This is a genomic window from Enterobacter cloacae complex sp. ECNIH7 (genome assembly GCF_002208095.1).
In the GTDB taxonomy this organism is placed as follows: domain Bacteria; phylum Pseudomonadota; class Gammaproteobacteria; order Enterobacterales; family Enterobacteriaceae; genus Enterobacter; species Enterobacter cloacae_M.
On sequence record NZ_CP017990.1, the window covers coordinates 1,872,208 to 1,893,468 of the forward strand.

The 21,261-nt window shown below is 61.2% G+C and carries 23 protein-coding genes, 1 pseudogene and 1 riboswitch; of the genes and pseudogenes, 13 read left to right on the forward strand and 11 right to left on the reverse strand.

Translation table 11 applies throughout. The features are described from left to right. Positions 1-28: 28 nt before the first annotated feature. The gene (locus WM95_RS09220) at positions 29-1,525 is read right to left on the reverse strand and encodes an NCS1 family nucleobase:cation symporter-1 (RefSeq protein WP_088544750.1); all 1,497 of its coding nucleotides are present in this window, start codon (positions 1,523-1,525) and stop codon (positions 29-31) included. Between the two features lie 144 nt (positions 1,526-1,669). Here WM95_RS09220 and WM95_RS09225 point away from each other — a divergent pair, with 144 nt between their 5' ends. From WM95_RS09225 to puuE, 3 genes and pseudogenes are all read left to right on the forward strand, one after another. Continuing rightward, a complete protein-coding gene (locus WM95_RS09225; protein WP_063408002.1) occupies positions 1,670-2,386 on the forward strand; it encodes a GntR family transcriptional regulator in 717 nt (238 codons plus the stop codon). Further along, positions 2,386-3,260, forward strand: a pseudogene (gene hpxA / locus WM95_RS09230) (allantoin racemase). The gene WM95_RS09225 and the pseudogene hpxA overlap by 1 nt, the downstream one beginning before the upstream one ends. Further along, the gene (gene puuE, locus WM95_RS09235; RefSeq protein ID WP_231106808.1) at positions 3,178-4,077 is read left to right on the forward strand and encodes an allantoinase PuuE; all 900 of its coding nucleotides are present in this window, start codon (positions 3,178-3,180) and stop codon (positions 4,075-4,077) included. Before hpxA ends, puuE begins: the two are co-directional and overlap by 83 nt. Positions 4,078-4,192: 115 nt before the next feature. On the opposite strand, the gene hpxZ is transcribed toward puuE, so the two are convergent. The 4 genes from hpxZ to hpxW are packed head-to-tail and all read right to left on the reverse strand — an operon-like array spanning position 4,193 to position 7,752. Continuing rightward, positions 4,193-4,579 carry an oxalurate catabolism protein HpxZ gene (gene hpxZ, locus WM95_RS09240; protein ID WP_045401744.1) on the reverse strand — a complete coding sequence of 129 codons (387 nt, stop codon included), beginning with the start codon at positions 4,577-4,579 and terminating at the stop codon, positions 4,193-4,195. Continuing rightward, positions 4,576-5,973, reverse strand: a complete 1,398-nt coding sequence (locus WM95_RS09245) for an AtzE family amidohydrolase (RefSeq protein WP_063407999.1) — start codon at positions 5,971-5,973, stop codon at positions 4,576-4,578. Before WM95_RS09245 ends, hpxZ begins: the two co-directional genes overlap by 4 nt. Further along, a complete protein-coding gene (gene hpxX / locus WM95_RS09250; RefSeq protein WP_023311061.1) occupies positions 5,970-6,158 on the reverse strand; it encodes an oxalurate catabolism protein HpxX in 189 nt (62 codons plus the stop codon). The genes WM95_RS09245 and hpxX overlap by 4 nt, the downstream gene beginning before the upstream one ends. A gap of 10 nt (positions 6,159-6,168) precedes the next feature. Then, positions 6,169-7,752 (reverse strand): oxamate amidohydrolase, encoded by a 1,584-nt coding sequence (gene hpxW, locus WM95_RS09255; protein ID WP_063407998.1) that lies wholly within the window; start codon positions 7,750-7,752, stop codon positions 6,169-6,171. A gap of 143 nt (positions 7,753-7,895) precedes the next feature. Between hpxW and hpxU the strand changes: the two genes are divergently transcribed. From hpxU to hpxK, 7 genes are all read left to right on the forward strand, one after another. Continuing rightward, positions 7,896-8,735: a MurR/RpiR family transcriptional regulator HpxU gene (gene hpxU / locus WM95_RS09260; protein ID WP_023311063.1), complete on the forward strand. Its 840-nt coding sequence runs from the start codon at positions 7,896-7,898 to the stop codon at positions 8,733-8,735. Positions 8,736-8,926: 191 nt separating this feature from the next. Next, positions 8,927-9,709, forward strand: coding sequence for a transporter substrate-binding domain-containing protein (locus WM95_RS09265; protein ID WP_023311064.1), 783 nt, complete (start codon positions 8,927-8,929; stop codon positions 9,707-9,709). Between the two features lie 4 nt (positions 9,710-9,713). Continuing rightward, complete coding sequence (locus WM95_RS09270; RefSeq protein ID WP_023311065.1) at positions 9,714-10,379, forward strand: amino acid ABC transporter permease; 666 nt, start codon at positions 9,714-9,716, stop codon at positions 10,377-10,379. Continuing rightward, entirely contained in the window at positions 10,379-11,035 is a 657-nt protein-coding gene (locus WM95_RS09275; RefSeq protein WP_071884868.1) for an amino acid ABC transporter permease, read from the forward strand. Before WM95_RS09270 ends, WM95_RS09275 begins: the two co-directional genes overlap by 1 nt. After that, complete coding sequence (locus WM95_RS09280; RefSeq protein ID WP_088544751.1) at positions 11,016-11,705, forward strand: amino acid ABC transporter ATP-binding protein; 690 nt, start codon at positions 11,016-11,018, stop codon at positions 11,703-11,705. Before WM95_RS09275 ends, WM95_RS09280 begins: the two co-directional genes overlap by 20 nt. 61 nt (positions 11,706-11,766) lie before the next feature. Continuing rightward, positions 11,767-13,008, forward strand: coding sequence for a pyridoxal-phosphate-dependent aminotransferase family protein (locus WM95_RS09285; protein WP_063407996.1), 1,242 nt, complete (start codon positions 11,767-11,769; stop codon positions 13,006-13,008). Further along, positions 13,005-14,267, forward strand: a complete 1,263-nt coding sequence (gene hpxK / locus WM95_RS09290) for an allantoate amidohydrolase (RefSeq protein ID WP_063407995.1) — start codon at positions 13,005-13,007, stop codon at positions 14,265-14,267. Before WM95_RS09285 ends, hpxK begins: the two co-directional genes overlap by 4 nt. Here hpxK and WM95_RS09295 read toward each other — a convergent pair. After that, complete coding sequence (locus WM95_RS09295; protein WP_063407994.1) at positions 14,233-15,234, reverse strand: magnesium transporter; 1,002 nt, start codon at positions 15,232-15,234, stop codon at positions 14,233-14,235. The two genes, hpxK and WM95_RS09295, sit on opposite strands and share 35 nt — an antisense overlap. Before the next feature lie 60 nt (positions 15,235-15,294). Then, a riboswitch (M-box (ykoK) riboswitch) is annotated at positions 15,295-15,464 on the reverse strand. A 159-nt stretch (positions 15,465-15,623) separates the two neighbouring features. Here WM95_RS09295 and WM95_RS09300 point away from each other — a divergent pair. Then, positions 15,624-16,127 (forward strand): DedA family protein, encoded by a 504-nt coding sequence (locus WM95_RS09300; protein WP_063407993.1) that lies wholly within the window; start codon positions 15,624-15,626, stop codon positions 16,125-16,127. A gap of 1 nt (position 16,128) precedes the next feature. On the opposite strand, the gene WM95_RS09305 is transcribed toward WM95_RS09300, so the two are convergent. Then, entirely contained in the window at positions 16,129-16,878 is a 750-nt protein-coding gene (locus WM95_RS09305; RefSeq protein ID WP_063407992.1) for an SDR family oxidoreductase, read from the reverse strand. Positions 16,879-16,978: 100 nt separating this feature from the next. On the opposite strand from WM95_RS09305, the gene WM95_RS09310 reads away from it, so the two are divergent. Beyond that, positions 16,979-17,338, forward strand: a complete 360-nt coding sequence (locus WM95_RS09310; RefSeq protein WP_063407991.1) for a winged helix-turn-helix transcriptional regulator — start codon at positions 16,979-16,981, stop codon at positions 17,336-17,338. 1 nt (position 17,339) lies between these two features. Here the strand turns inward: WM95_RS09310 and WM95_RS09315 are convergent, their stop codons facing one another. Both WM95_RS09315 and WM95_RS09320 read right to left on the reverse strand, forming a co-directional pair. After that, entirely contained in the window at positions 17,340-18,134 is a 795-nt protein-coding gene (locus WM95_RS09315; protein ID WP_023311073.1) for an SDR family NAD(P)-dependent oxidoreductase, read from the reverse strand. A 125-nt stretch (positions 18,135-18,259) separates the two neighbouring features. Beyond that, positions 18,260-18,703, reverse strand: coding sequence for a winged helix-turn-helix transcriptional regulator (locus tag WM95_RS09320; RefSeq protein WP_047173168.1), 444 nt, complete (start codon positions 18,701-18,703; stop codon positions 18,260-18,262). 152 nt (positions 18,704-18,855) lie between these two features. Here WM95_RS09320 and agp point away from each other — a divergent pair, with 152 nt between their 5' ends. Further along, a complete protein-coding gene (gene agp / locus WM95_RS09325; RefSeq protein ID WP_063407990.1) occupies positions 18,856-20,097 on the forward strand; it encodes a bifunctional glucose-1-phosphatase/inositol phosphatase in 1,242 nt (413 codons plus the stop codon). Between the two features lie 34 nt (positions 20,098-20,131). Here the strand turns inward: agp and WM95_RS09330 are convergent, their stop codons facing one another. Continuing rightward, positions 20,132-20,359, reverse strand: a complete 228-nt coding sequence (locus WM95_RS09330) for a YccJ family protein (RefSeq protein ID WP_008499832.1) — start codon at positions 20,357-20,359, stop codon at positions 20,132-20,134. A gap of 20 nt (positions 20,360-20,379) precedes the next feature. Continuing rightward, positions 20,380-20,976, reverse strand: a complete 597-nt coding sequence (gene wrbA, locus WM95_RS09335; protein ID WP_023311076.1) for an NAD(P)H:quinone oxidoreductase — start codon at positions 20,974-20,976, stop codon at positions 20,380-20,382. Between the last annotated feature and the right edge of the window lie 285 nt (positions 20,977-21,261).

Sequence of the window (21,261 nt, forward strand, 5' to 3'; positions counted from 1 at the left end):
GCAGATACGCTGCGGCCGGAGGAGGGGGTTACTCTTTTTGCGTTGCCACGCGGGAGCTGAACGACGTCGCGCCCGCCGTCTCGCGCTCTTCCCGCGCCAGCCAGCGGTAGGTGACGCCGCCGAGGAAGACGCCGATAAACCAGCTCAAGTTTGCCACCTCATGCAGGGCCGGGATGAAGCTAATCACCAGGCCCACGGCAACGGACGGGATCAGCGCGCCAATCGCTTTCGGGTTGAAACCGTTGCGGTACCAGTATTTGCCCTTTGGCGTGTCGTCGAACAGATCGTCAACCGACACCTTGCCGCGCTTAATCAGGTAGAAGTCGGCAATCAGAATGCCGAACAGCGGGCCGATAAACGCCCCGAGCACGTCCAGGGTGTAGTGGATAAGCTCCGGCGAGTTGAACAGGTTCCACGGGGTAAGCAGGATCGAGCCGACGGCGGCAATCATGCCCCCGGTGCGGAAGCTGATCTTCTGCGGCGAGCAGTTAGAGAAATCAAACGCCGGGGAGACGAAGTTCGCGACGATGTTGATCCCGATGGTAGCGGTGATCATCGTCAGCAGGCCAATCGCCACGGCCAGATCGTTGCCCACGCGGCTGACGGTTTCGATCGGGTCGGTGATCATGCGGCCAAACAGCGACTGGGTGCCGGAGACAATGACTACGGTGACGATGGAGAACAGCAGGAAGTTAAACGGTAGCCCCCAGCGGTTGCCGCGGCGGATCTCGCCCATGCTTTTGCCGTAGCGGGAGAAGTCGCCGAAGTTGAGCAGCGGGCCGGAGAAGTAAGACACCACCAGCGCGGTCGCGGTGATCATCTGCCAGGTCTGCTCGCCCGCGCTCAGGGATTTGCTGGCGAGGGTGAAGGAGATCCCGTCAAAACCGGTCTTGTATACAATCCATCCGGCGAGGGCCAGCATCACCACGTAGACCGCCGGGCCGGCGATATCAATAAAGCGCTTGATGGCGTTCATGCCGTGCCAGAAGACCATCGCCTGCAGGACCCACATGATAGCAAAGCAGATCCAGCCCAGATGCGACAGGCCAAGGAACGCGCCGGTGGTGAGCGAAGAGAGCGACGGCCAGAACTTCAGCGCCACCAGCATCAGAGCGTTGGCGGCCAGATAGGTCTGAATGCCGTACCACGCGAAGGCAATCAGCCCGCGGATCACCGCCGGAATATTGGCCCCGAAGACGCCAAACGCCTGACGGCTGATCACCGCATAGGGCACGCCCGCCATCTGGCTCGGTTTGGCCACCAGGTTGGCGCACAGCTGCACGATGCAAATCCCCACCAGCAGGCAAAGCAGCACCTGCCAGCTTGCCAGCCCGAGCGTAAAGAAGCTCGCGGCGACAACATAACCCCCCATGCTGTGAACATCCGACATCCAGAACGAAAAGATGTTGTACCAGCTCCAGTTCTGGTCACGCGTCGGTGCCAGATCCTCATTGCAAAGACGTGGGCTGTAAACCGCACCGGAATCAGCGGCCGTACCTTGCTGTGCGTTTTGACTGTTTGGCATGAAACCTGCTCCTGTGAATGAAAACCCGTTAAGCGGGAGTGCAGACGGTGTTGCAGGATCCAGGCCAAGATAATAAATCTTGTATGCAATATTTTATTTTTATGTATACGATTCGATAACGAAGAGTAAAAGACGGAGTGGTGAATGAACAACATAAACGCCCTGCAGACCGCGCCAGACCTGCATGACAAAGACGAATCGATCTTTCAGGCGCTGATGACCGCGATAGTCGAACATCAGCTTCTGCCGGGGAGCAAACTGCCGGAAGAGGCGCTGGCCGAGGTGTTTGGCGTAAGCCGCACGGGCATCCGCAAGGTGCTTCAACGACTCGCCGCTGTGCAAATGGTCACCTTAACGCCCAAGCGTGGTGCACACGTTGCCAGCCCGACGGTGGAAGAGGCGCAGCACATCTTCCGCACCCGCGCCCTGCTGGAGGTCGCCAACCTGCCGGACGTGCTGGCCCGCTGCCAGTCGCCGCACCTTGCCGCGCTGGAGGCCATCATTCGCCAGGAGCAGCAGGCGCACGAGGCGTACGACGGCCCGGCGGCAATTCGCCACTCCGCCAATTTCCACATTCAGCTGCAGGCCATCTCCGGCAACCAGGTGCTGACGGAGATGGTCACCGGCCTGAGCCAGCGCTCGTCGCTGGTGATTGCCACCTGGGGCGCGCCGTGGCGTCAGGGGTGCCGCTGCAACGATCACGAACAGCTTGTGGATCTGCTGCGCCAGAAGGCGCTCCAGCCGCTCAGCGATGCCTTAATGCACCATTTTGAACATATCGTCGCCAGCCTCTGCTTCGAGCGGGCGGGCGAGTGTCTGCCTGATTTTGCCCGGCTGTTTGCCGGCCACAAGGAGTCGTAATGTCCTCTGTCTGTATACAAGTGATCAACCCCAACACCAGCCTCGCGATGACGGAAACCATCGGCGCGGCGGCCCGCGCGGTGGCGGCGCCGGGAACGGAGATCCTCGCGGTCTGCCCGAGCGCGGGCGTGCCGTCTATAGAAGGCCACTTTGATGAGGCCATCGCCGCCGTGGGGGTTCTCGAACAGGTTAAGCTCGGCAGAGAGCAGGGCGTGGACGGTCACGTCATCGCCTGCTTTGGCGATCCGGGCCTGCTGGCGGCGCGCGAGCTGGCGCAGGGGCCGGTTATAGGCATTGCGGAAGCCGCCATGCATATGGCGACGCTGGTGGCGACGCGCTTTTCGGTGGTCACCACGCTGCCGCGCACGTTGATTATTGCCCGCCATCTGCTGCACCAGTATGGCTTTCACGATCGCTGCGCGGCGCTGCACGCTATCGATCTCCCGGTGCTGGCGCTGGAAGACGGCAGCGGTCTGGCGCAGGAAAAAGTGCGTGCGCGCTGTATACAGGCGCTGAAAGAGGACGGCTGCGGGGCCATCGTGCTGGGCTGCGGCGGCATGGCGACGCTGGCGCAGGAGCTGACGCGCGAGCTGCGCGTGCCGGTCATCGACGGCGTCAGCGCGGCGGTGAAGATGGTGGAGTCGCTTGTGGCGCTGGGGCTGTCGACCAGCAAGCACGGGGATCTGGCCTACCCGGAGAAAAAAGCGTTAAGCGGACAGTTTCAGGCATTGAATCCATTTTAATTTTTGGGGGTGGCAATGGGGCTTTTTGAACAGAATTACCCGCGGGATCTGCGCGGCTACGCGGGCAACCCCCCGCACGCGCGGTGGCCGAATCAGGCGCGCATCGCCGTGCAGTTTGTGCTCAATTATGAGGAAGGGGCGGAGAACCACGTTCTGCACGGCGATGCCGGATCCGAGCAGTTCCTGTCGGACATTATCGGCGCGGCCAGCTATCCGGATAAACACATGTCGATGGACTCCCTCTACGAATACGGCAGCCGCGCCGGATTCTGGCGGATCCACAGTGAATTTCAAAAGCGCGGCCTGCCGCTGACGGTCTTCGGCGTGGCGATGGCGCTGGCGCGTCATCCGGAGATCGTCGAGGCAATCAAGGCAGCGGATTACGACGTGGTGAGCCACGGCTGGCGCTGGATCCACTACCAGAGCATGGATATCAGCCAGGAGCGCGAACACCTGCACAAGGCGGTGCACGTATTGACCGACCTTTTCGGCAAGCCGCCGACGGGCTGGTACACCGGGCGCGACAGCCCCAACACCCGCCAGCTGGTGGTGGAGCACGGCGGCTTCGACTATGACAGCGACTACTACGGCGATGACTTGCCCTTCTGGACGGAAGTGGCCTGCAGCGACGGCTCCCGCAAGCCGCACCTGATCGTGCCGTATACGCTGGATGCCAACGACATGCGCTTCGCCACCGCGCAGGGGTTTAACACCGCCGAGCAGTTCTATACCTACCTGAAGGACAGCTTTGACGTGCTGTACGAAGAAGGGGAAAGCGCGCCGAAGATGATGTCCATCGGCATGCACTGCCGCCTGCTGGGGCGGCCGGGGCGTTTTCGCGCGCTGCAGCGTTTCCTGGATTACGTGCAGCAGCACGAGCGGGTGTGGGTCTGTACCCGCCAGCAGATTGCCGACCACTGGCGGGAGGTGCATCCGTTTCAGAAATAAGTGTGCCTTGTTTAGCCGGGTGGCGGCTGCGCCTTACCCGGCCTACAGGACCCACAGGGCATACGGGACATCGCAGGCCCGGTAAGCGCAGCGCCACCGGGCGGGTTTTTCAGCATTACACCATCAAACTCACCTGCGCCGCCACAATCCGCCACCCGTAGGCAAACCGCACCCACGTCTGCTGCTGGCGGCCAATGCGATCCGTGCCCTCGCGGGTAAACTCGGTGCTGCACACGGCATAATCCTCCCCGAAGGTGGTAATCACGGTGTGACGCAGCGTCCGCTGCAGCCCGGCGGCGGGGCGCGCCGCGCGAAAGGCGCGGATTTCATCAATCCCATACAGGTTTTCACCCGCTCCCAGACGCACCGTGTTTTTGTCGTGCCAGAACAGCTCGTCCAGCACCGCAACGTTGTTGCTCACCAGCGCGTCTTCATAGCGGTAAAACGCGGCGGTCACCTCGGCAACTACCCACGGCAGGTTAATGTCATCGTGATTCATCATGCGGCCACCTCCGCCGGACGCGCGTCGGCGATCCCACTCTCTTCCAGCACGCGCGCTACGCGCAGGCAGGCCTGCTCGTTAAACGGCGCGGCAATTAGCTGCAGGCCAATCGGCGCACCCTGGGCGGTGCGCAGCGGAACGGTGGTCACGGGCAGGCCCAGAAACGAAATCGGCTGGGTCAGCATCCCCATGCTGGCGCGAATGGGGAGCGGCTGACCGTTAATCTCCATGGTCTGCTCACCCGCGAGCGTGGCGCTGCGCGGCGTCGCCGGAGCGATCAGCACGTCGGCCTGCGCGAACAGGGTTTTAAACGCCTGCCGGGCGTGCGCGCGAAACCGCTGGGCCTGAATGTACCAGGCGGAGGGGATCATTGCGCCTGCCAGCAGGCGTTCCCGGGAGTGCGGCTCAAACCGCTCGGGCTCGCGGCGAAGCGCGGGCAGGTACTGATTTCCCCCTTCGGAGGCGCTGATGATAAACGCCGCGGAGCGCGCCAGTTCGGCATCAGGGAACTGCAGCTCATCCTGCACGTCGAGCGCCTTCGCCACCCGCGCCACGGCGTCTCTGGCATCCGCGTCGCACCAGGTGGTGAAGTAGCCGCCGAGCACCGCGCAGCGCAGGCCGTCAAGCCCGCGGTCGATCAGGGGACGCGTCTGCTCGCGCGAGCTCTCTGCCTGAAAAGCGTCGCTGCTGTCACGGCCCTGCAGCGCATCGTATACGGACGCCAGATCGCAGACGCGGCGGGCAAAGGGGCCGATATGATCGAGGCTCGCGACAAACGGATGGCTGCCGGATCGTGACAGGCGGCCAAACGTGGGCTTCAGGCCGTAGATGCCGCACAGGGAGGCCGGAACGCGAATCGAGCCGTTGGTGTCGGTGCCGAGCGAAAAATGCACCAGCCCGGCGGCCACGGCGGCGGCCGAGCCGCCGGACGAGCCGCCCGCAATGCGTGCCAGATCGTGCGGGTTACGCGTCGTGCCGTAGTGGCTGTTTTCGGTCGTGAAGCCGTAGGCGTAGGCGTCCATGTTCACCATCCCGGTCAGCAGCCCGCCCGCGCTGCGCAGCTGGCGCACCGCGAAGCTGTCAGCGGCCGCGGCGGGGCGCTGGCTGAACAGCTCTGCCCCGGCAAGGGTGGTGTGGCCGGCAACGTCGAACAGGTTTTTTACCGCGTAGGGTACGCCCGCCAGCGGCGGCAGGGAGCGCTTTTCGCGACGCAGGGTATCGATGCTCTCGGCCTCGGCGAGCATGCGTGCTTCCGTCACGGCGGTCCAGGCGCCGATCTGCGGGTTAACGCGCGCAATCGCCTCCAGCGTCTGGCGGGCAATCTCGCGAGCGCTCAGCTCGCCCGCGCCCAGCGCATGCTGGATCGCGCTGATACTCATCTCGTGTAGCCTCATGCTTTGTACACTCCTGCGATCTCCAGACGGTCATCGAGCGGCAGCGCCATCAGCGGGGCGGCCATGCTTGCAATGCGGCTGAACTGCACCTGCAGCTCGGCGCGGCGGGCATCGTCCAGCGTCACGTCGAGCACGGACTCCATTTGCGCCAGATACGCCTGCCAGTCGGGTTGTTGTGTCGTCATTGTTTTCTCCTCAGAATCCGGCGGCCGCGCCGTTGCTGCGCGGGTCAAATGCTCCTTCGAACAGCCCGTTGGGGTGGCGGACAATCGCGCCCGCGTGGCCCATCGCTTCGCTGAAGTCAGGGAAGATTTCCACCTCGTGTCCAAGCGCCTGAAGCCGTGAGACCGTCTCAGCGGTAAAGCGTCCTTCCAGCTTTAACGTGTCCGAGGTTTGTCCCCAGGTGCGCCCCAGCAGCCAGCGCGGGCGGGAAATGCTCTCCTGCAGTGGCACGCCCTGAATCGCGTAGCGGGTAAAGAGCGCGGCCTGGGTTTGCGGCTGGCCGTCGCCGCCCATCGATCCGTAGACCATCACGCGCCCGTCCTTAAGACGCGCCGCCGCCGGGTTCAGGGTATGGAAGGGCTGCTTGCCCGGCGCGAGGGCCAGAAGACTATCGGGATCGAGGCTGAACGATGCCCCCCGATTCTGCCAGACGATGCCGGTGTCGGGCAGCACCACGCCGCTGCCAAACTCGTGATAGATACTCTGGATAAACGACACGGCGAGCCCGCTGCTGTCCATCACTCCCATCCACACCGTATCGCCGGGGCCTTTTCCGCTGCCCCACGGCGCGGCGCGGCCGTCGTCAACCCTGTCGGCAAGCGCCTGCAGGGCGGCGGGATCCAGCAGACCCTGAATATCGGTTTTCAGCTCGCGCGGGTCGGTGATGTGGGCATCGCGCAGGCCAAAGGCCAGCTTGGTGGCTTCAACGATGCGGTGAATGGTGTCGGCGTCGTCGGCCTCCGCCATATTCAGGCGGTCGGTGATGCCGAGTATCGCCAGCGAGACCAGTCCCTGCGTCGGCGGGGCGTGGTTAAAGATCTCCCCCTGCTGATGCTGCAGCCTCAGCGGCGCGGTGCGCCGGGCGACGTGCGTGCGCAAATCGGCCAGCGTCACGGGCAGGCCCAGCGTCTCCATGCCGTGCGCCAGGACTTCCGCCAGCGGGCCGCGGTAAAAGCTGTCCAGACCGTCCTCCGCCAGGCGCGTCAACGTCGTGGCCATGGCGGGCTGGTAAAAGCGGCTCCCGACCTCTGGCGGCTTGCCGTCCACCAGCCAGGTTTCCGCGAAGCCGGGGATGTGCTTCAGCTCGTCGAATTTGCTGGCTGTGGCATGGGCCTGCGAGGCCGTGACCGGCGTGCCGTTCTTCGCATAGTCAATGGCGTCGGCCAGCAGGCGGGCCAGCGGCAGCGCCTTGCCGGTCATCTCGCGCGAGACCTTCAGCGCCTCGTCCCAGCCGCTCACCGTGCCGGCGACGGTCAGCGCCGCGCGGGGGCCGCGGTGGGGAATATGCGCCAGCCCGTCGTAGGCGGCGAGCGTTGCGCGCGATCCCGCCGCGCCGCTGGCATCAATGGCGACAGGTTCGCCTTCCGGCGGCACGATAAGCCAGAAGCCATCGCCGCCCAGCCCGTTCATGTGCGGATAAACCACGGCAACGGTGGCCGCCGCGGCGACCATCGCCTCTATCGCGCTGCCGCCTTCGCGCAGTACCGCCAGCGCGCTCTGGCTGGCAAGATGGTGGGGCGCAACGGCCATGCCGTGCGTGGAGACATTACTTTGCATAAAGCGTCCTCGTAACCCTGAAAGTCACAAGGTGCTGCAAAAGCTGTTCCAGATCTGAAAGAAAAGTTTCAGTAAACTGGCACGTATAATGAATACGCATAATAAAAGGTACAATGTGATGAAACAAAAGTTACAGAGGCGCTATGGAACAACTGGATGAACGTCTGAAAGCACAGTACCCGTCGCTGTCGCCGCAGGAGCAGCGGGTGGCGGACTTTATTTTCGACCATTTTGACGACCTGATTAGCTACAACAGCGCCGAGCTGGCGCAGCTGAGCGGGGTGTCGAAAGCCACGGTCAGCCGTCTGTTTAAGCGTCTGGGCTATGAGAAATACAAGGACATGCGCGACGAGCTGCGCACCCTGCGCCAGAGCGGGATGCCGCTCACCGATAACCGCGACGCGGTGCAGGGCAATACGCTGCTGGCGCGCCACTATAAGCAGGAGATGGCGAACCTGACCCAGTGGGTCAATGCCCTCGACGCGCAGCAGTTTGCCGACGCCATGGCCTGCATGGTGAAGGCGCGGCGCATCGTCATTATCGGCATGCGTAACGCCTATCCGGCGGCGCTGCACCTGCGCCAGCAGCTGCTGCAGGCGCGCGGTCAGGTGCTGGTTCTGCCGCAGCCGGGGCAGAGCCTGGGCGAGGAGCTGGTGGATTTAACGCCGGACGATCTGGTGGTCATGATGGCCTTTCGCCGCCGCCCGCGCATCATCCGCCCGCTGATGCAGCAGCTTCAGAGCAGCGGTATTCCGGTGCTGCTGATGTGCGAGCCGCAGGCGCACAGCCTGTTTCCGCTGGCGAGCTGGCAGCTCTGCGCCCCGCTGGACAGCGTCTCGGCCTATGACAGCTACTCCTCGGTCAACAGCCTGATCAACCTGCTGGCAAACGCCTTCCTGCATGAAATTCTCGATAAAGGCCGTCCGCGCATTCACGAAATTGCCTCCCTCTACCAGCAGCTGGACGAACTCGAACAACGATAATGGGGCATCAGGGTGGTGCTTTGCATTGAAATGGTGCATGTGGCGGGTCGGGAAAACGCTCGTTTTTTCGACCCTTCCCCGTTTTATCAGGCTTTACAAGAATATTTCCCGCTTCGCCCTGGTTGGCACATTAGTTGCAAAATCACATTCAAAGAATCTTTTGTTTCATGTTAACGTTACGGGGAAGCACCATGAAAAAATTGTTGATTGCACTGGCCGGGGCCGCATGTCTCTTCACACAGCTGCCGGCAAAGGCTGACCAGCTTCAGGATATCGAGAAGCGCGGCACCATCCGCATTGCCGTTCCGCAGGACTTCCCGCCGTTTGGCTCGGTGGGGACCGATCTGCAGCCGCAGGGCTATGACATCGACATGGCGCGCTATCTGGCCAAACAGATGAAGCTCAAGCTGCAGCTGGTGCCGGTGACCAGCGCCAACCGCGTGCCGTATCTGCAAACCGATAAGGTGGATCTGGTCATTTCAAGCCTCGGTAAAAACCCGGAGCGCGAGAAGGTGATCGACTTTAGCCGCGCTTACGCGCCGTTCTTCCTCGGCGTGTTTGGTCCGAAAGGCGCCGAGCTGAAAGATGCCGCCGCGCTGAGCGGAAAAACCATCGGCGTGACGCGCGGGGCGGTGGAGGACATGGTGCTGACCGGCCTGGCGCCGAAAGACGCGGACGTGAAGCGCTACGAGGATAACAACACCACGCTCTCCGCCTACCTCTCCGGACAGGTGCAGTACGTGGCAACCGGCAACCTCGTGGTGGCGGCCATTTCGCGCCAGAACGCGGATAAAGCCCCGGTGCCGAGCTTTATGCTGAAAGATTCGCCGTGCTTTATTGGCCTGAAGAAAAACGAACCGGCCCTGAAGGCAAAGGTGGATGCGCTGATTGAGCAGGGCATCAAGGACGGCACGCTGAACGGCCTGTCCGAGCAATGGCTGAAGGCCCCGCTGCCGGCAAACCTTGGCGCCTGAGCCGATGACTGAGCAACTTCATTTCTCCGCGCTCTGGCCGCACTGGCCGGAGCTGCTGGCGGGGCTATGGGTCACCGTTCAGCTGACGGTGATGGCCACCGTCGGCGGGCTGGCGATAGGGATTTTCGGGGCGGCGATCCGCAGCGGACGCAAAACCTGGTTCAGCCGGATCTGGGGCGGCTACGTGGAAATTATCCGCAACACGCCGTTTGTGGTGCAGCTGTTTTTCATCGTCTTCGGCCTGCCGAATCTCGGGCTGAAGATGACGGCCGGGGAAGCGGCGCTGCTGGCCATGGTGGTGAACCTGGGCGCCTACAGCACAGAGATTATCCGCGCGGGCATTCAGGTCACGCCGAAAGGGCAGTGGGAGGCCGGACGCGTGCTGGGGCTGACCCGCCTGCAGACCTTTATTCGCGTGGTGCTGCCGCCCGCGCTGCAGCGCATTTACCCGGCGCTGGTGAGCCAGTGCATCATCGTGATGCTCGGCTCGTCGGTGGTGTCGCAGGTCTCGTATGAAGAGCTGACCTTCGCCGCCAACCTGATCCAGTCCAGAACGTTTCTGAGCTTTGAGGTTTATCTGGTGACAACCGGGATTTACTTAGCGCTGTCGATTACCCTGCGCCAGCTGATGATGGCGGCAGGACGCAAATGGCTGGGGGTGCAGGCATGATGACCACCTTTACCGACTGGGACATTATTCGCAACCTGCTGCTGGCCGGACGCTGGACGGTGCTGCTGTCGCTGGTGGCGTTTGTCGGCGGGGCGGCGGTGACGCTGCCGCTCCTGCTGCTGCGCCTGACGGGCGGGCGCACGGTCAGGCGCATCATCCGCGGCTATATTGAGCTGTTTCAGGGCACGCCGCTGCTGATGCAGCTGTTCCTGGCCTTCTTCGGCGTGGCGCTGTTCGGCATCGACGTTTCGCCGTGGACCGCCGCCTCGCTGGCGCTCACCTTCTACACCAGCGCGTTTCTGCTCGATATCTGGTTTGGCAGCATTCGCGCCCTGCCGAAAGGGCAGTGGGAAGCGTCGCGCTGTCTGGGGCTGACCTTCGGCCAGACCCTGTTTCGCGTCGTCGCCCCGCAGGCGCTGCGCATCGGCATCGCCCCGACGGTCGGCTTTGCCGTTCAGGTGATCAAGGGCACCGCGCTGGCGTCGATCATCGGCTTTATTGAGCTGACCAAGGCCGGGACCATGCTGACCAACGTGACGTATCAGCCGTTTAAGGTCTTTGCGCTGGTGGCGCTCGGCTACTTTATTCTGTGTTATCCGCTGTCGCGCTACAGCCGCTATCTGGAGACGAAATTCAATGCCTCTCATCACCATTAATCAGGTGCAGAAGCACTACGGCGATAACCACGTGCTCAAGGGCGTCGATCTGGATATCGACATGGGCCAGGTGATCTCCATTATCGGGCGCAGCGGGTCGGGCAAAAGCACGCTGCTGCGCTGCATCAACGGCCTGGAAGGCTATCAGGACGGCAGCATCAAGCTGGGCGGCATGACCATTACCGATCGGGATTCCCAGGCGCGCGAAATCAGCCGCTCGGTCGGGATGGTGTTTCAGAGCTTCAACCTGTTCCCACACATGACGGCGCTGGAAAACGTGATGCTCGCCCCGCGTCGGGTGCTGAAGAAAAGCGCCGCCGAATGCCGCGAGCTGGCGAAGCAGATGCTGGAGAAAGTGGGCTTAGGCGATCGTCTGGATTACTACCCGTCGAGCCTCTCCGGCGGCCAGCAGCAGCGCGTGGCGATTGCCCGCGCGCTGGCGATGTCGCCTAAAGTTTTACTCTGCGACGAGATCACCTCCGCGCTCGACCCGGAGCTGGTGGGCGAAGTGCTCAAGGTGCTGGAGCAGCTGGCGGCCGAGGGGATGACGCTCATACTGGTTACCCATGAAATGAATTTTGCCCGCGAAGTGGGCGACCGCGTGGTGTTTATGCACCAGGGGAAAGTCTGGGAGCAGGGCGACAGCAAAACGCTGTTCGCCAACCCGTAGACCACGGAACTGAAGCAGTTCATCTCCTCCGTGCGCGGCCTCAACTGATAAGGACTGACAAATGGATATAGCACGCTTTCCGCAAATCAACCCGCCCCAGCGCCTGCTGATGGGGCCGGGCCCGATCAACGCCGACCCGCGCGTGCTGCGCGCCATGTCGAGCCAGCTGATCGGCCAGTACGATCCGGCCATGACCCACTACATGAACGAGGTGATGGCGCTCTATCGCGGGGTGTTCCGCACCGAGAACCACTGGACGATGCTGGTGGACGGCACCTCCCGCGCGGGAATTGAAGCCATTCTGGTCTCCGCCATCCGCCCGGGAGATAAGGTGCTGGTGCCGGTCTTTGGCCGCTTTGGTCATCTGCTGTGCGAAATTGCCCGCCGCTGCCGCGCGGAGGTGCATACCATCGAGGTGCCGTGGGGCGAGGTGTTTACCCCGGACCAGGTAGAGGATGCGATTAAGCGTATTCGTCCGCGCCTGCTGCTGACCGTGCAGGGCGACACCTCCACCACCATGCTGCAGCCGCTCGCCGAGCTGGGCGCGATCTGCCGCCGCTACGACGTGCTGTTCTACACCGACGCCACCGCGTCGCTCGGCGGCAACGCGCTGGAGACCGACGCCTGGGGGCTGGACGCCGTCTCGGCCGGGATGCAGAAGTGCCTCGGCGGCCCGTCGGGCACCTCGCCGATCACCCTGAGCGCGCGCATGGAGGAGGCGATCCGCCGCCGCAAATGCGTTGAGGAAGGCATCCGCACCGACGCCCACCGCGACGGCGACGAGGAGATGATCTACTCCAACTACTTCGATCTCGGCATGGTGATGGACTACTGGGGGCCGGAGCGTCTTAACCACCATACCGAAGCCACGACCGCGCTGTTTGGTGCCCGCGAGTGCGCGCGTCTGATCCTGCAGGAAGGGCTCGATAACGGCATCGCGCGCCATAAGCTGCACGGCGATGCGCTGCTGAAGGGCATTCAGGCGATGGGGCTGGAGACCTTTGGCGACCTGAAGCACAAGATGAACAACGTGCTGGGCGTGGTTATCCCGCAGGGCGTCAACGGCGACCAGGTGCGTAAGCTGATGCTGGAGGATTTCGGGATTGAAATCGGCACCTCGTTTGGCCCGCTGCACGGCAAAGTGTGGCGCATCGGCACCATGGGCTACAACGCGCGCAAAGACTGCGTGATGACCACCCTGAGCGCGCTGGAGTCGGTGCTGAACTACCTGAAATTCTCCACCACGCAGGGGGCCGCCATGCAGGCCGCGTGGGACCACTATCGCCGCGAGACGCCGCAATGAGCCCGGCGGCAGAACGGGTGATGGCCCGCGCCGACGCGCTGGCCGCCCTCAGCGAAACCCCGGATGCGCTGACGAGGGTCTATCTCTCCACCCAGCATCTGCAGGCCAACCAGCTGGTGGGGCAGTGGATGAGCCAGGTGGGAATGACCGTCTGGCAGGACAGCGTGGGCAACATCTGTGGACGCTATGAGGGCGCGCAGGAAGGGGCGCAGGCGGTGCTGCTCGGCTCGCATCTCGATACCGTGCGCAATGCCGGGCGCTACGACGGCATGCTTGGGGTGCTCACCGCCATTGAGGTGGTGGACAGCCTGCACCAGCAGGGTGTGCATCTGGCGCAGGCCATCGAGATTGTCGGCTTTTGCGACGAAGAGGGAACCCGCTTCGGCATTACGCTGTTAGGCAGCCGGGGCATTACCGGCACCTGGCCGCAGGGCTGGCTGGAGAAAGCTGACGCCAGCGGAATCAGCGTGGCGCAGGCGATGACCCTGGTGGGGCTCGATCCTGCCCGCGTGCTGCATGCCGCGCGCTGTCAGGAGGATTTCAGCGCCTATCTGGAGCTGCATATTGAGCAGGGGCCATGCCTTGAGCAGGAGGCGCTCGCCCTTGGCGTGGTGGAAGCCATTAACGGCGCGCGCCGTCTGAACTGCCGCTTTACCGGCGAGGCCGGGCACGCGGGAACCGTACCGATGCTCCACCGCAGGGACGCGCTGGCCGCCGCCGCCGAGTGGATGGTTATCATTGAAAACGCTACCCGACAGCAGGGCGGCAACCTGGTAGCGACGGTTGGCGAGCTGCGCTGTCTGCCGGGGGCGGTGAACGTAATCCCCGGCGAGGTTCAGCTCTCGCTGGATATTCGCGGGCCGCAGGATGCGCCGCTTGATCGGTTGCTTAACGACCTGCTGGAACATGCCCAGGCGATCGCCTCGCGCCGCGGTCTGGACTTCAGCGCCGAGGAGTTTTACCGCATTGCCGCCACGCCGTGCGATATCCACCTGCAAAACGTGCTGGGGGAGGCCGTCACAGCGGTACAGGGGCGCTCGCTATCGCTGCCCAGCGGTGCGGGCCACGATGCGATTGCCATCGCGGAACGCTGGCCGGTCGGCATGCTGTTTGTGCGCTGCAAAGGGGGCGTCAGCCACCATCCGGCGGAATCGGTGATGGCTGAAGATGTCGCCCTGGCGATTGAGGTGTTTTCGCGAGCGGTGATCCAGCTGGCGGACCGCGTTACTCCAGCCCCAGCGTATATTGCGCGATCTTGAAGTAGATAATCAGCCCGGTGCCGTCGATAAGCGTCGCGATAAACGGCGCGGAGACGACCGCCGGGTCAATGCCGCAGCGCTTGAGCACCATCGGGATCACGGACGACACGATCGCACTCCAGAGCGTTATGCACACCAGCGTCAGGCTGACGATAAGGGTGATTTCCAGCCCAATCCCCATCATCCAGGCGCGAATGCACCCGGCGACACCGAGCGTGGCGGCAATCATCAGCGAGGTGGTCATCTCTTTACGCAGCACGCGGCCAACGTCGCGCAGGCGGACTTCCCCCAGCGCCATGGCGCGCACCAGGGTGGAGGTGATCTGCGTCCCGCTGTTGCCGCCCGTGCCGATCAGCAGCGGAATAAAGAACGCCAGCGAGATGGCGGACTCCAGCGCCTCTTCAAAATGCTGGATCACCGAGCTGGTGTAGGCCTCCGCGACAAACAGCAGCAGCAGCCAGACGGAACGTTTCTTCCACAGGCTATACGGGCTGGTGTCCAGATAGGGCTTCTCCAGCGGCAGCGTCGCCCCCTGAAGCTGGGCGTCTTCGGTGACGTCATCTTCCAGCAGATGGGCGATTTCGCGCTCGGTCAGGCAGCCGACGAGCTTGCCGTGGGTGACCACGGGCACCACATCCGCGCCGCCGTGTGCCAGCAGTCCGGCAACGTCGGCACGTTCATCCTCCGGTTTGACCTGCAAAAACTGCGAAATCATCAGCGATTTCACCGGCTGTACCGTATCGGCGGTTTGCAGCAATTTACGCACGGCAATCATGCCCGCCAGGCGGCCATTGTCTTCAATAAAAATATGAGACGGAATATCGTCGTCTTTTAATTTTTCGAAGAATTGCTCGCGCGCCAGCGCCACGCATAATGAAATATCGAGGACAATAAAATCGGTATTCATATATTGCGCAATGGCGCTGTCATTGAATGCCAGATTCTGGTTGTGAATAGCGTAAGACATAGTGAATTCCCTTTGAATAATAACATCTCTCAGGGGCGAGCAAGACAGGGCATGTCGAAGAGGAGATCCCCACGTCCTGGGTTCAGCACTGTACACCGTATCCCGCGAGGGAAGTTATACTGACAAAGCCTTGATTCGACAGTGCCTGTTTTACCCTGTGTCGGTTCTCTCGAACCTACCAGAGCGATAACGTGTATTTGTACAGGAGCCTCGCCATAACGAGATCGTTGTAAAACGAGAGGAATAATACGCTTATTAAAATTTACCGCTCAGAAAATTAAATAATGTTTAAGAACGGTTTAGACGATTTTTATTAATAAAATGTTGAGGATTTATTTAGGTTAATTCATTTCTAATGGAGGATTAAATAATCAACGGAGGAGAGGGTAATGGCGTGGTTTGATAATCTGCTGAATCATTTTGCGCTGTATCCGGCACATCTTTTCGCGCTGTTATTTGTGATGGCGCTGAGTAAATCGACGGTGCTGCTCTCCTCCGTGCTGCCGCCCGCCTCGGTGATGCTGCTGGCGGGCATTACCGTTAGCCAGACGAGCATGCATCCTGCGCTGGCGTGGCTGGCCGTGGTGCTAGGGGCAACGGCGGGTTCGGTGCTGAACTACCATATCGGCCTGCTGATGGGGCACACCCGGCTGGTCACGCGTTTCACCTCAAAGCATGCCGATAAGTTCTTGCGGGTACAGCATCAGTTGCAAAAGAACGGTGTCATCGTGCTGTTTACGTCGCGTTTTCTGGCGGTGTTGCGCTACATCGTGCCGCTGGCGGCGGGCATGCTCAGGCTGAATGCAGTCAAGGTCTACGCCGTCAGCCTGCTTTCCGCCTGCGGATGGGCGGCGCTGTATGTCGGCATTATCACCGGCATCAGCGCCTTTTGAGTTACAAATTCCCCATTCCGCCGTCCACCAGCAGCTCCGTTCCCACCGTGTAGCTCGACTCGTCGGACGCCAGATAGAGCGCGGCTTTTGCCAGCTCCGTCGTCGAGCCCATTCTGCCGAGCGGAACCAGCTTGATGATCTCCGCCATCATCGCGTTAAGCGCCTCCTCGCTTAAGCCCGTTTTGGTAAACGCCGGAGTTTCCACCGGACCGGGGCTCAGACCGTTGACGCGGATCCCGCGCGGCAGCAGCTCCGCCGACAGCGTGCGCGCCAGCGATAGCAGGGCAGCCTTGCTCGCGGCATACACGCTGCTGGTGGGCAGGCCGATGCGCGCGCTCACCGAGCCGCAGAGGATCACCGACGACGGGTTATTCAGCAGCGGCAGCAGCGCCTGAATTAAAAAGAACGGCCCCTTCAGGTTGATGCCCATCAGGCGGTCCCACGCCTCCTCCTGCCAGGCTTCCAGCGGCGCGTGCGTTACGTCACCGGCGTTAAGAAACACCGCGTCCAGGCGTGGCCAGCGGGCGGCGAGGGTTTCCGCCAGCGCTTTTTGTGAGGCGATATCTCCCGCATCGGTCGGGATCACCCAGGCCTTATCGCCAAGAATACGTTCTGCTTCGGCGAGGGTGTCCGGGTTGCGTCCGGTCACGGCGACGCGCGCGCCTTCGGCGATAAACGCCTGCGCGGTGGCAAGACCGATGCCGCTGGTGCCGCCGGTAATCAGCGTATATTTATCTGTTAAACGACCCATGTTCTTCTCCTGAAATGTCACTGGAGAAAGCACTATAGAAACGTTAGTATCGAAAGGAAACCAGGTACCAAATGGATACTAAAGAGGCAAGAGGTGTGCTATGGCAGAAATGCTGCAGGTGTGCTGCGAAAAAAAATCTGAGGCGTATACCTGCCCGATGACGCAGTTTGTTAACCTGATTTCCGGTAAATGGGCGATCCCCATTCTCTACCGCCTGATTGTGTTCAACACGCCCGTACGCTTTGGCGATCTGCTGCGTGCCGCTGCCCCCATCACGCAGAAAGAGCTGACGAAGCAGCTGCGCCTGTTTGAGCAGCGCGGGCTGGTGACGCGGACGGTCTACCCGGAGATCCCCCCGCGTGTGGAGTACCAAATCACCGCGCTGGGGTTAACCCTGCAGGACGCACTCTCCCCGCTGGCCGCCTGGATGAGCGAGTACGGCGACCAGCTTGAGCGTTAGGCTACTGTTTTGCGTAGCGCGGTGCCGGAATGCCGGTGCGCGCGCTGTTGAACAGCTCAAGACGCGCCGCTTCGTAGCGATCCCACAGGCCAGCGTCATGCATCGGCGGGATGGTGATCGGTTCACCCTGATCCAGACCCGCCAGCGATGCATCCACCATATCGTCGGTGGTCATCACCGATCCTTCCGGCAGATCGTTCACCGTGACGCCCGAATGGCTCCAGATTTCCGTCGCCGTGGCGGCGGGCAGCACGGCCTGAATGCGCACGCTGCTGTCGGCAAATTCTTCCTGTAACCCACGGGTAAAGCTCAGAACCCACGCCTTGGTGGCGCTGTAGAGCGCGCTACCGGCACGGACGTGCAGCGCTAACACCGAGGCGATATTGATCAGCGTGCCGCGATTGTTCTGCGCCAGGCGCGGCAGGATGGCGTAGGTCAGACGCATCAGCGCCGTGGTGTTCAGGGTGTTAATGGCCTGATGCTGCGCCACATCGCCTGCGAGGAACGGCGCCATCTGGGCGGTGCCCGCGTTGTTAATGAGCGTATCAATGGCGGTATTGCTGCGCAGCTCCTCTTCCACGGCGCGGATCCCCTGTTCATCGGTAAGATCGGCCACCAGAATATCGACGGCCACGCCGTAGCGCGCGCGAAGGTCGGCGGCAAGGGTTTTAAGGCGATCTTCGCGACGGGCGACCAGCACCAGGTTAGCGCCGCGCGCGGCAAGGCGATCGGCATAAACGGCACCAATTCCGGAAGAGGCGCCCGTAATCAGGGCGGTGGTGATTTGCGTAGTCATCGTGTGTTACCTCAGGGCAAAGTGGGTTATTTGGTTTCAAGATGAAACTGAATAAACTCTCTGCTATTTGGTTTTATAATGCAACCATATTTGCGAGCATTTTGTGCTTTTGCCGTCGGGAACTATCAGGAGGGGAGTTTCGCCACGATCTCTTCAGGCGTCAGTTCGCGGCCATCGTCGGCGATAAGCGCCAGTTTACGCAGGGGTTTGCGCTGTTCGGTGTCGACCAGCACGGTGCCGCATTCGTTTTCAGCAAACAAAAATTCATTCCCCCATTGGGAGAGGGCAACCAGCACCGTTTGCAGGGCGCGCCCCTTCTCGGTCAGGACATACTCCTGCCAGGCGCTGCCGTCGGACGCGGGCTGAAGCCGGAGGATGCCTTCGTCGACCAGCAGTTTTAGCCGCGTGGTCAGCATGTTTTTGGCGATACCAAGGCTTTTCTGGAACTCGCCGAAGCGTTTAATCCCGCGCAGCGCGTCGCGCACGATCAGCAGCGACCACCAGTCGCCGATGATATCCAGCGAACGGGCGACGGGGCAGGTGCTTTCTTCGAGGCGGGTACGTTTCACGGTCAATTCTCCGGTGGGGGGTGGTTTTATTATAAAACTTATTGGTGCACACAGTAAGCACGTTAATCATCAGTTTGAGAAATGCTTCCCGGAAAATTGTCACCAATCTGTCACACTGAAGGCGACATTTTAAAACGAGTGAGGAATTAGGGATGAGAAAAGCACTACTCGCGCTGGCAGTCGCCGGTTCCATTTCAGCAACGTTTGGCGTGCAGGCGCAAGAGACGCCGGAAGGGTATCAGCTGGAGCAAGTTTTAATCATGAGTCGTCACAACCTGCGCGCGCCGCTCGCCAATAACGGCAGCGTGCTGGAGCAGTCCACGCCGAAGCAGTGGCCGGAGTGGGAGGTGCCGGGCGGTCAGCTCACCACCAAGGGCGGCGTGCTGGAAGTCTATATGGGCCATTACATGCGCGAGTGGCTGGCGCAGCAGGGGATGGTGAAGACGGGAGAATGCCCGGCGGCGGATAGCGTTTATGCTTACGCCAACAGCCTGCAGCGTACCGTCGCCACCGCGCAGTTCTTCATCACCGGCGCGTTCCCGGGCTGCGACGTTCCCGTGCACCATCAGGAAAAAATGGGCACCATGGATCCCACCTTTAATCCGGTGATTACCGATAACTCGCCGGAATTCCGCGAAAAAGCGCTCAAGGCGATGGAGTCCGAGCGGCAGAAAATGCAGCTTACCGAAAGCTATAAGCTGCTGGAGCAAATGACGAACTACGCCGATTCTCCGTCCTGCAAAGAGAAAAAGGTCTGCTCGCTGGCGGACGCGAAAGATACCTTCAGCGCCGACTATGAAAAAGAGCCTGGCGTATCCGGGCCGCTGAAGGTGGGCAACTCGCTGGTGGATGCGTTCACGCTGCAGTATTACGAAGGCTTCCCGGCCGACCAGGTGGCCTGGGGCGAAATCAAGACCGACCAGCAATGGCGCGTGCTGTCTAAGCTGAAGAACGGCTATCAGGACTCGCTGTTTACCTCCACCGAGGTGGCGCAAAACGTGGCGAAGCCGCTGGTGAAGTACATTGATAAAACCCTGGTCACCGAGCAGGCGAAAGCGCCTAAGATCACCCTGCTGGTGGGGCATGATTCGAACATTGCTTCCCTGCTCACCGCCCTGGATTTCAAACCCTATCAGCTGCACGACCAGCAGGAGCGCACCCCGATTGGCGGCAAGATTGTCTTCCAGCGCTGGCATGACAAAAACGCCAATCAGGAGCTGATTAAAATTGAGTATGTCTACCAGAGTTCAGAGCAGCTGCGTAACGCCAGCGTGCTGTCGCTGAAGTACCCCGCGCAGCGCGTGACGCTGGAGCTGAAAGGCTGCCCGGTGGATGCGAACGGCTTCTGTCCTGTCGATAAATTCAATGCGGTGATGAATAACGCGGCGAAGTAAAGGAGAACCCCCCGCTGCGGCGGGGGGGGAACGCTTAGACGTTTTTACGTTCGATGGTTTGCTCGCCCCAGAAGAGCGAGTCTTTATCCGTTTTTTCGAAGGCGCGCACCAGCACCTCATCGTTACCTTCCTCCCAAATCTGCTCGGCCAGCTTTTCATCGTACTTCGCGACTTCAAAGATAGCTTCGGCAATCTCCGGAGAGGTGTTGCGTAAACTTGCCCATTCGCCCACGTGGTGAGCTTTGGATTCTTGAGTTGGCATGCTTGTCCTCCTGTTGGGTGTTAGCCGTTCAGTTTTTTGGCCAGACCCGCGACGTATTCACCCTGATAGCGGGCGATAGACAGTTCTTCATTGCTTGGCTGACGTGAGCCATCCCCACCGGCAATGGTGGTTGCGCCGTACGGCGTACCGCCACGCACCTGGGAAATGTCAAACAGCTCCTGGGCGCCGTAGCCAATCGGCACAATCACCATCCCGTGATGAGCAAGGGTAGTCCAGGTTGAGGTAATCGTCTGCTCCTGACCGCCGCCGGTGCCGGTTGAGCTGAATACGCTGGCGAGTTTCCCGTAGAGCGCGCCGGATGCCCAAAGTCCGCCGGTTTGATCGAGGAAGGTGCGCATCTGGCCTGACATATTGCCGAAGCGGGTCGGTGTGCCGAAGATAATGGCATCATAGTCCGCCAGCTCCTGCGGGGTGGCGACCGGGGCGTTTTGCGTTTTCCCCCCGGCTTTCAGGAAGGCTTCCGCCTGCATGGTTTCCGGTACGCGTTTCACCACAACCTCAACGCCATCAACCCTGTTCGCACCTTCTGCTACCGCGTGAGCCATGGTTTCAATGTGTCCATACATGGAATAATAGAGCACCAGAACTTTTGCCATTTTGCATCACTCCTCGTTTGTTTTTTCTGACAGCGGATCGCTGCGCTCATTTAAAGATATGTCATCACGGCCAGACTGCAAAAATGAACGCCATTTCTTTGATTTATAACAATATGGTTACAAAAAGGCTTTGTAGCAAAATGAAACAACTTTTTGGCGGCGGATTTTTGAAATGATAAGAAAGGCTTATGAATCGCCGCCGCGTCATCTCACCCGAAAGGCTGAGTTCATGTTGCAGAATATTACCTGCGGCTTGCCGGATAGCGGCATTCCACTAAGCTTAGT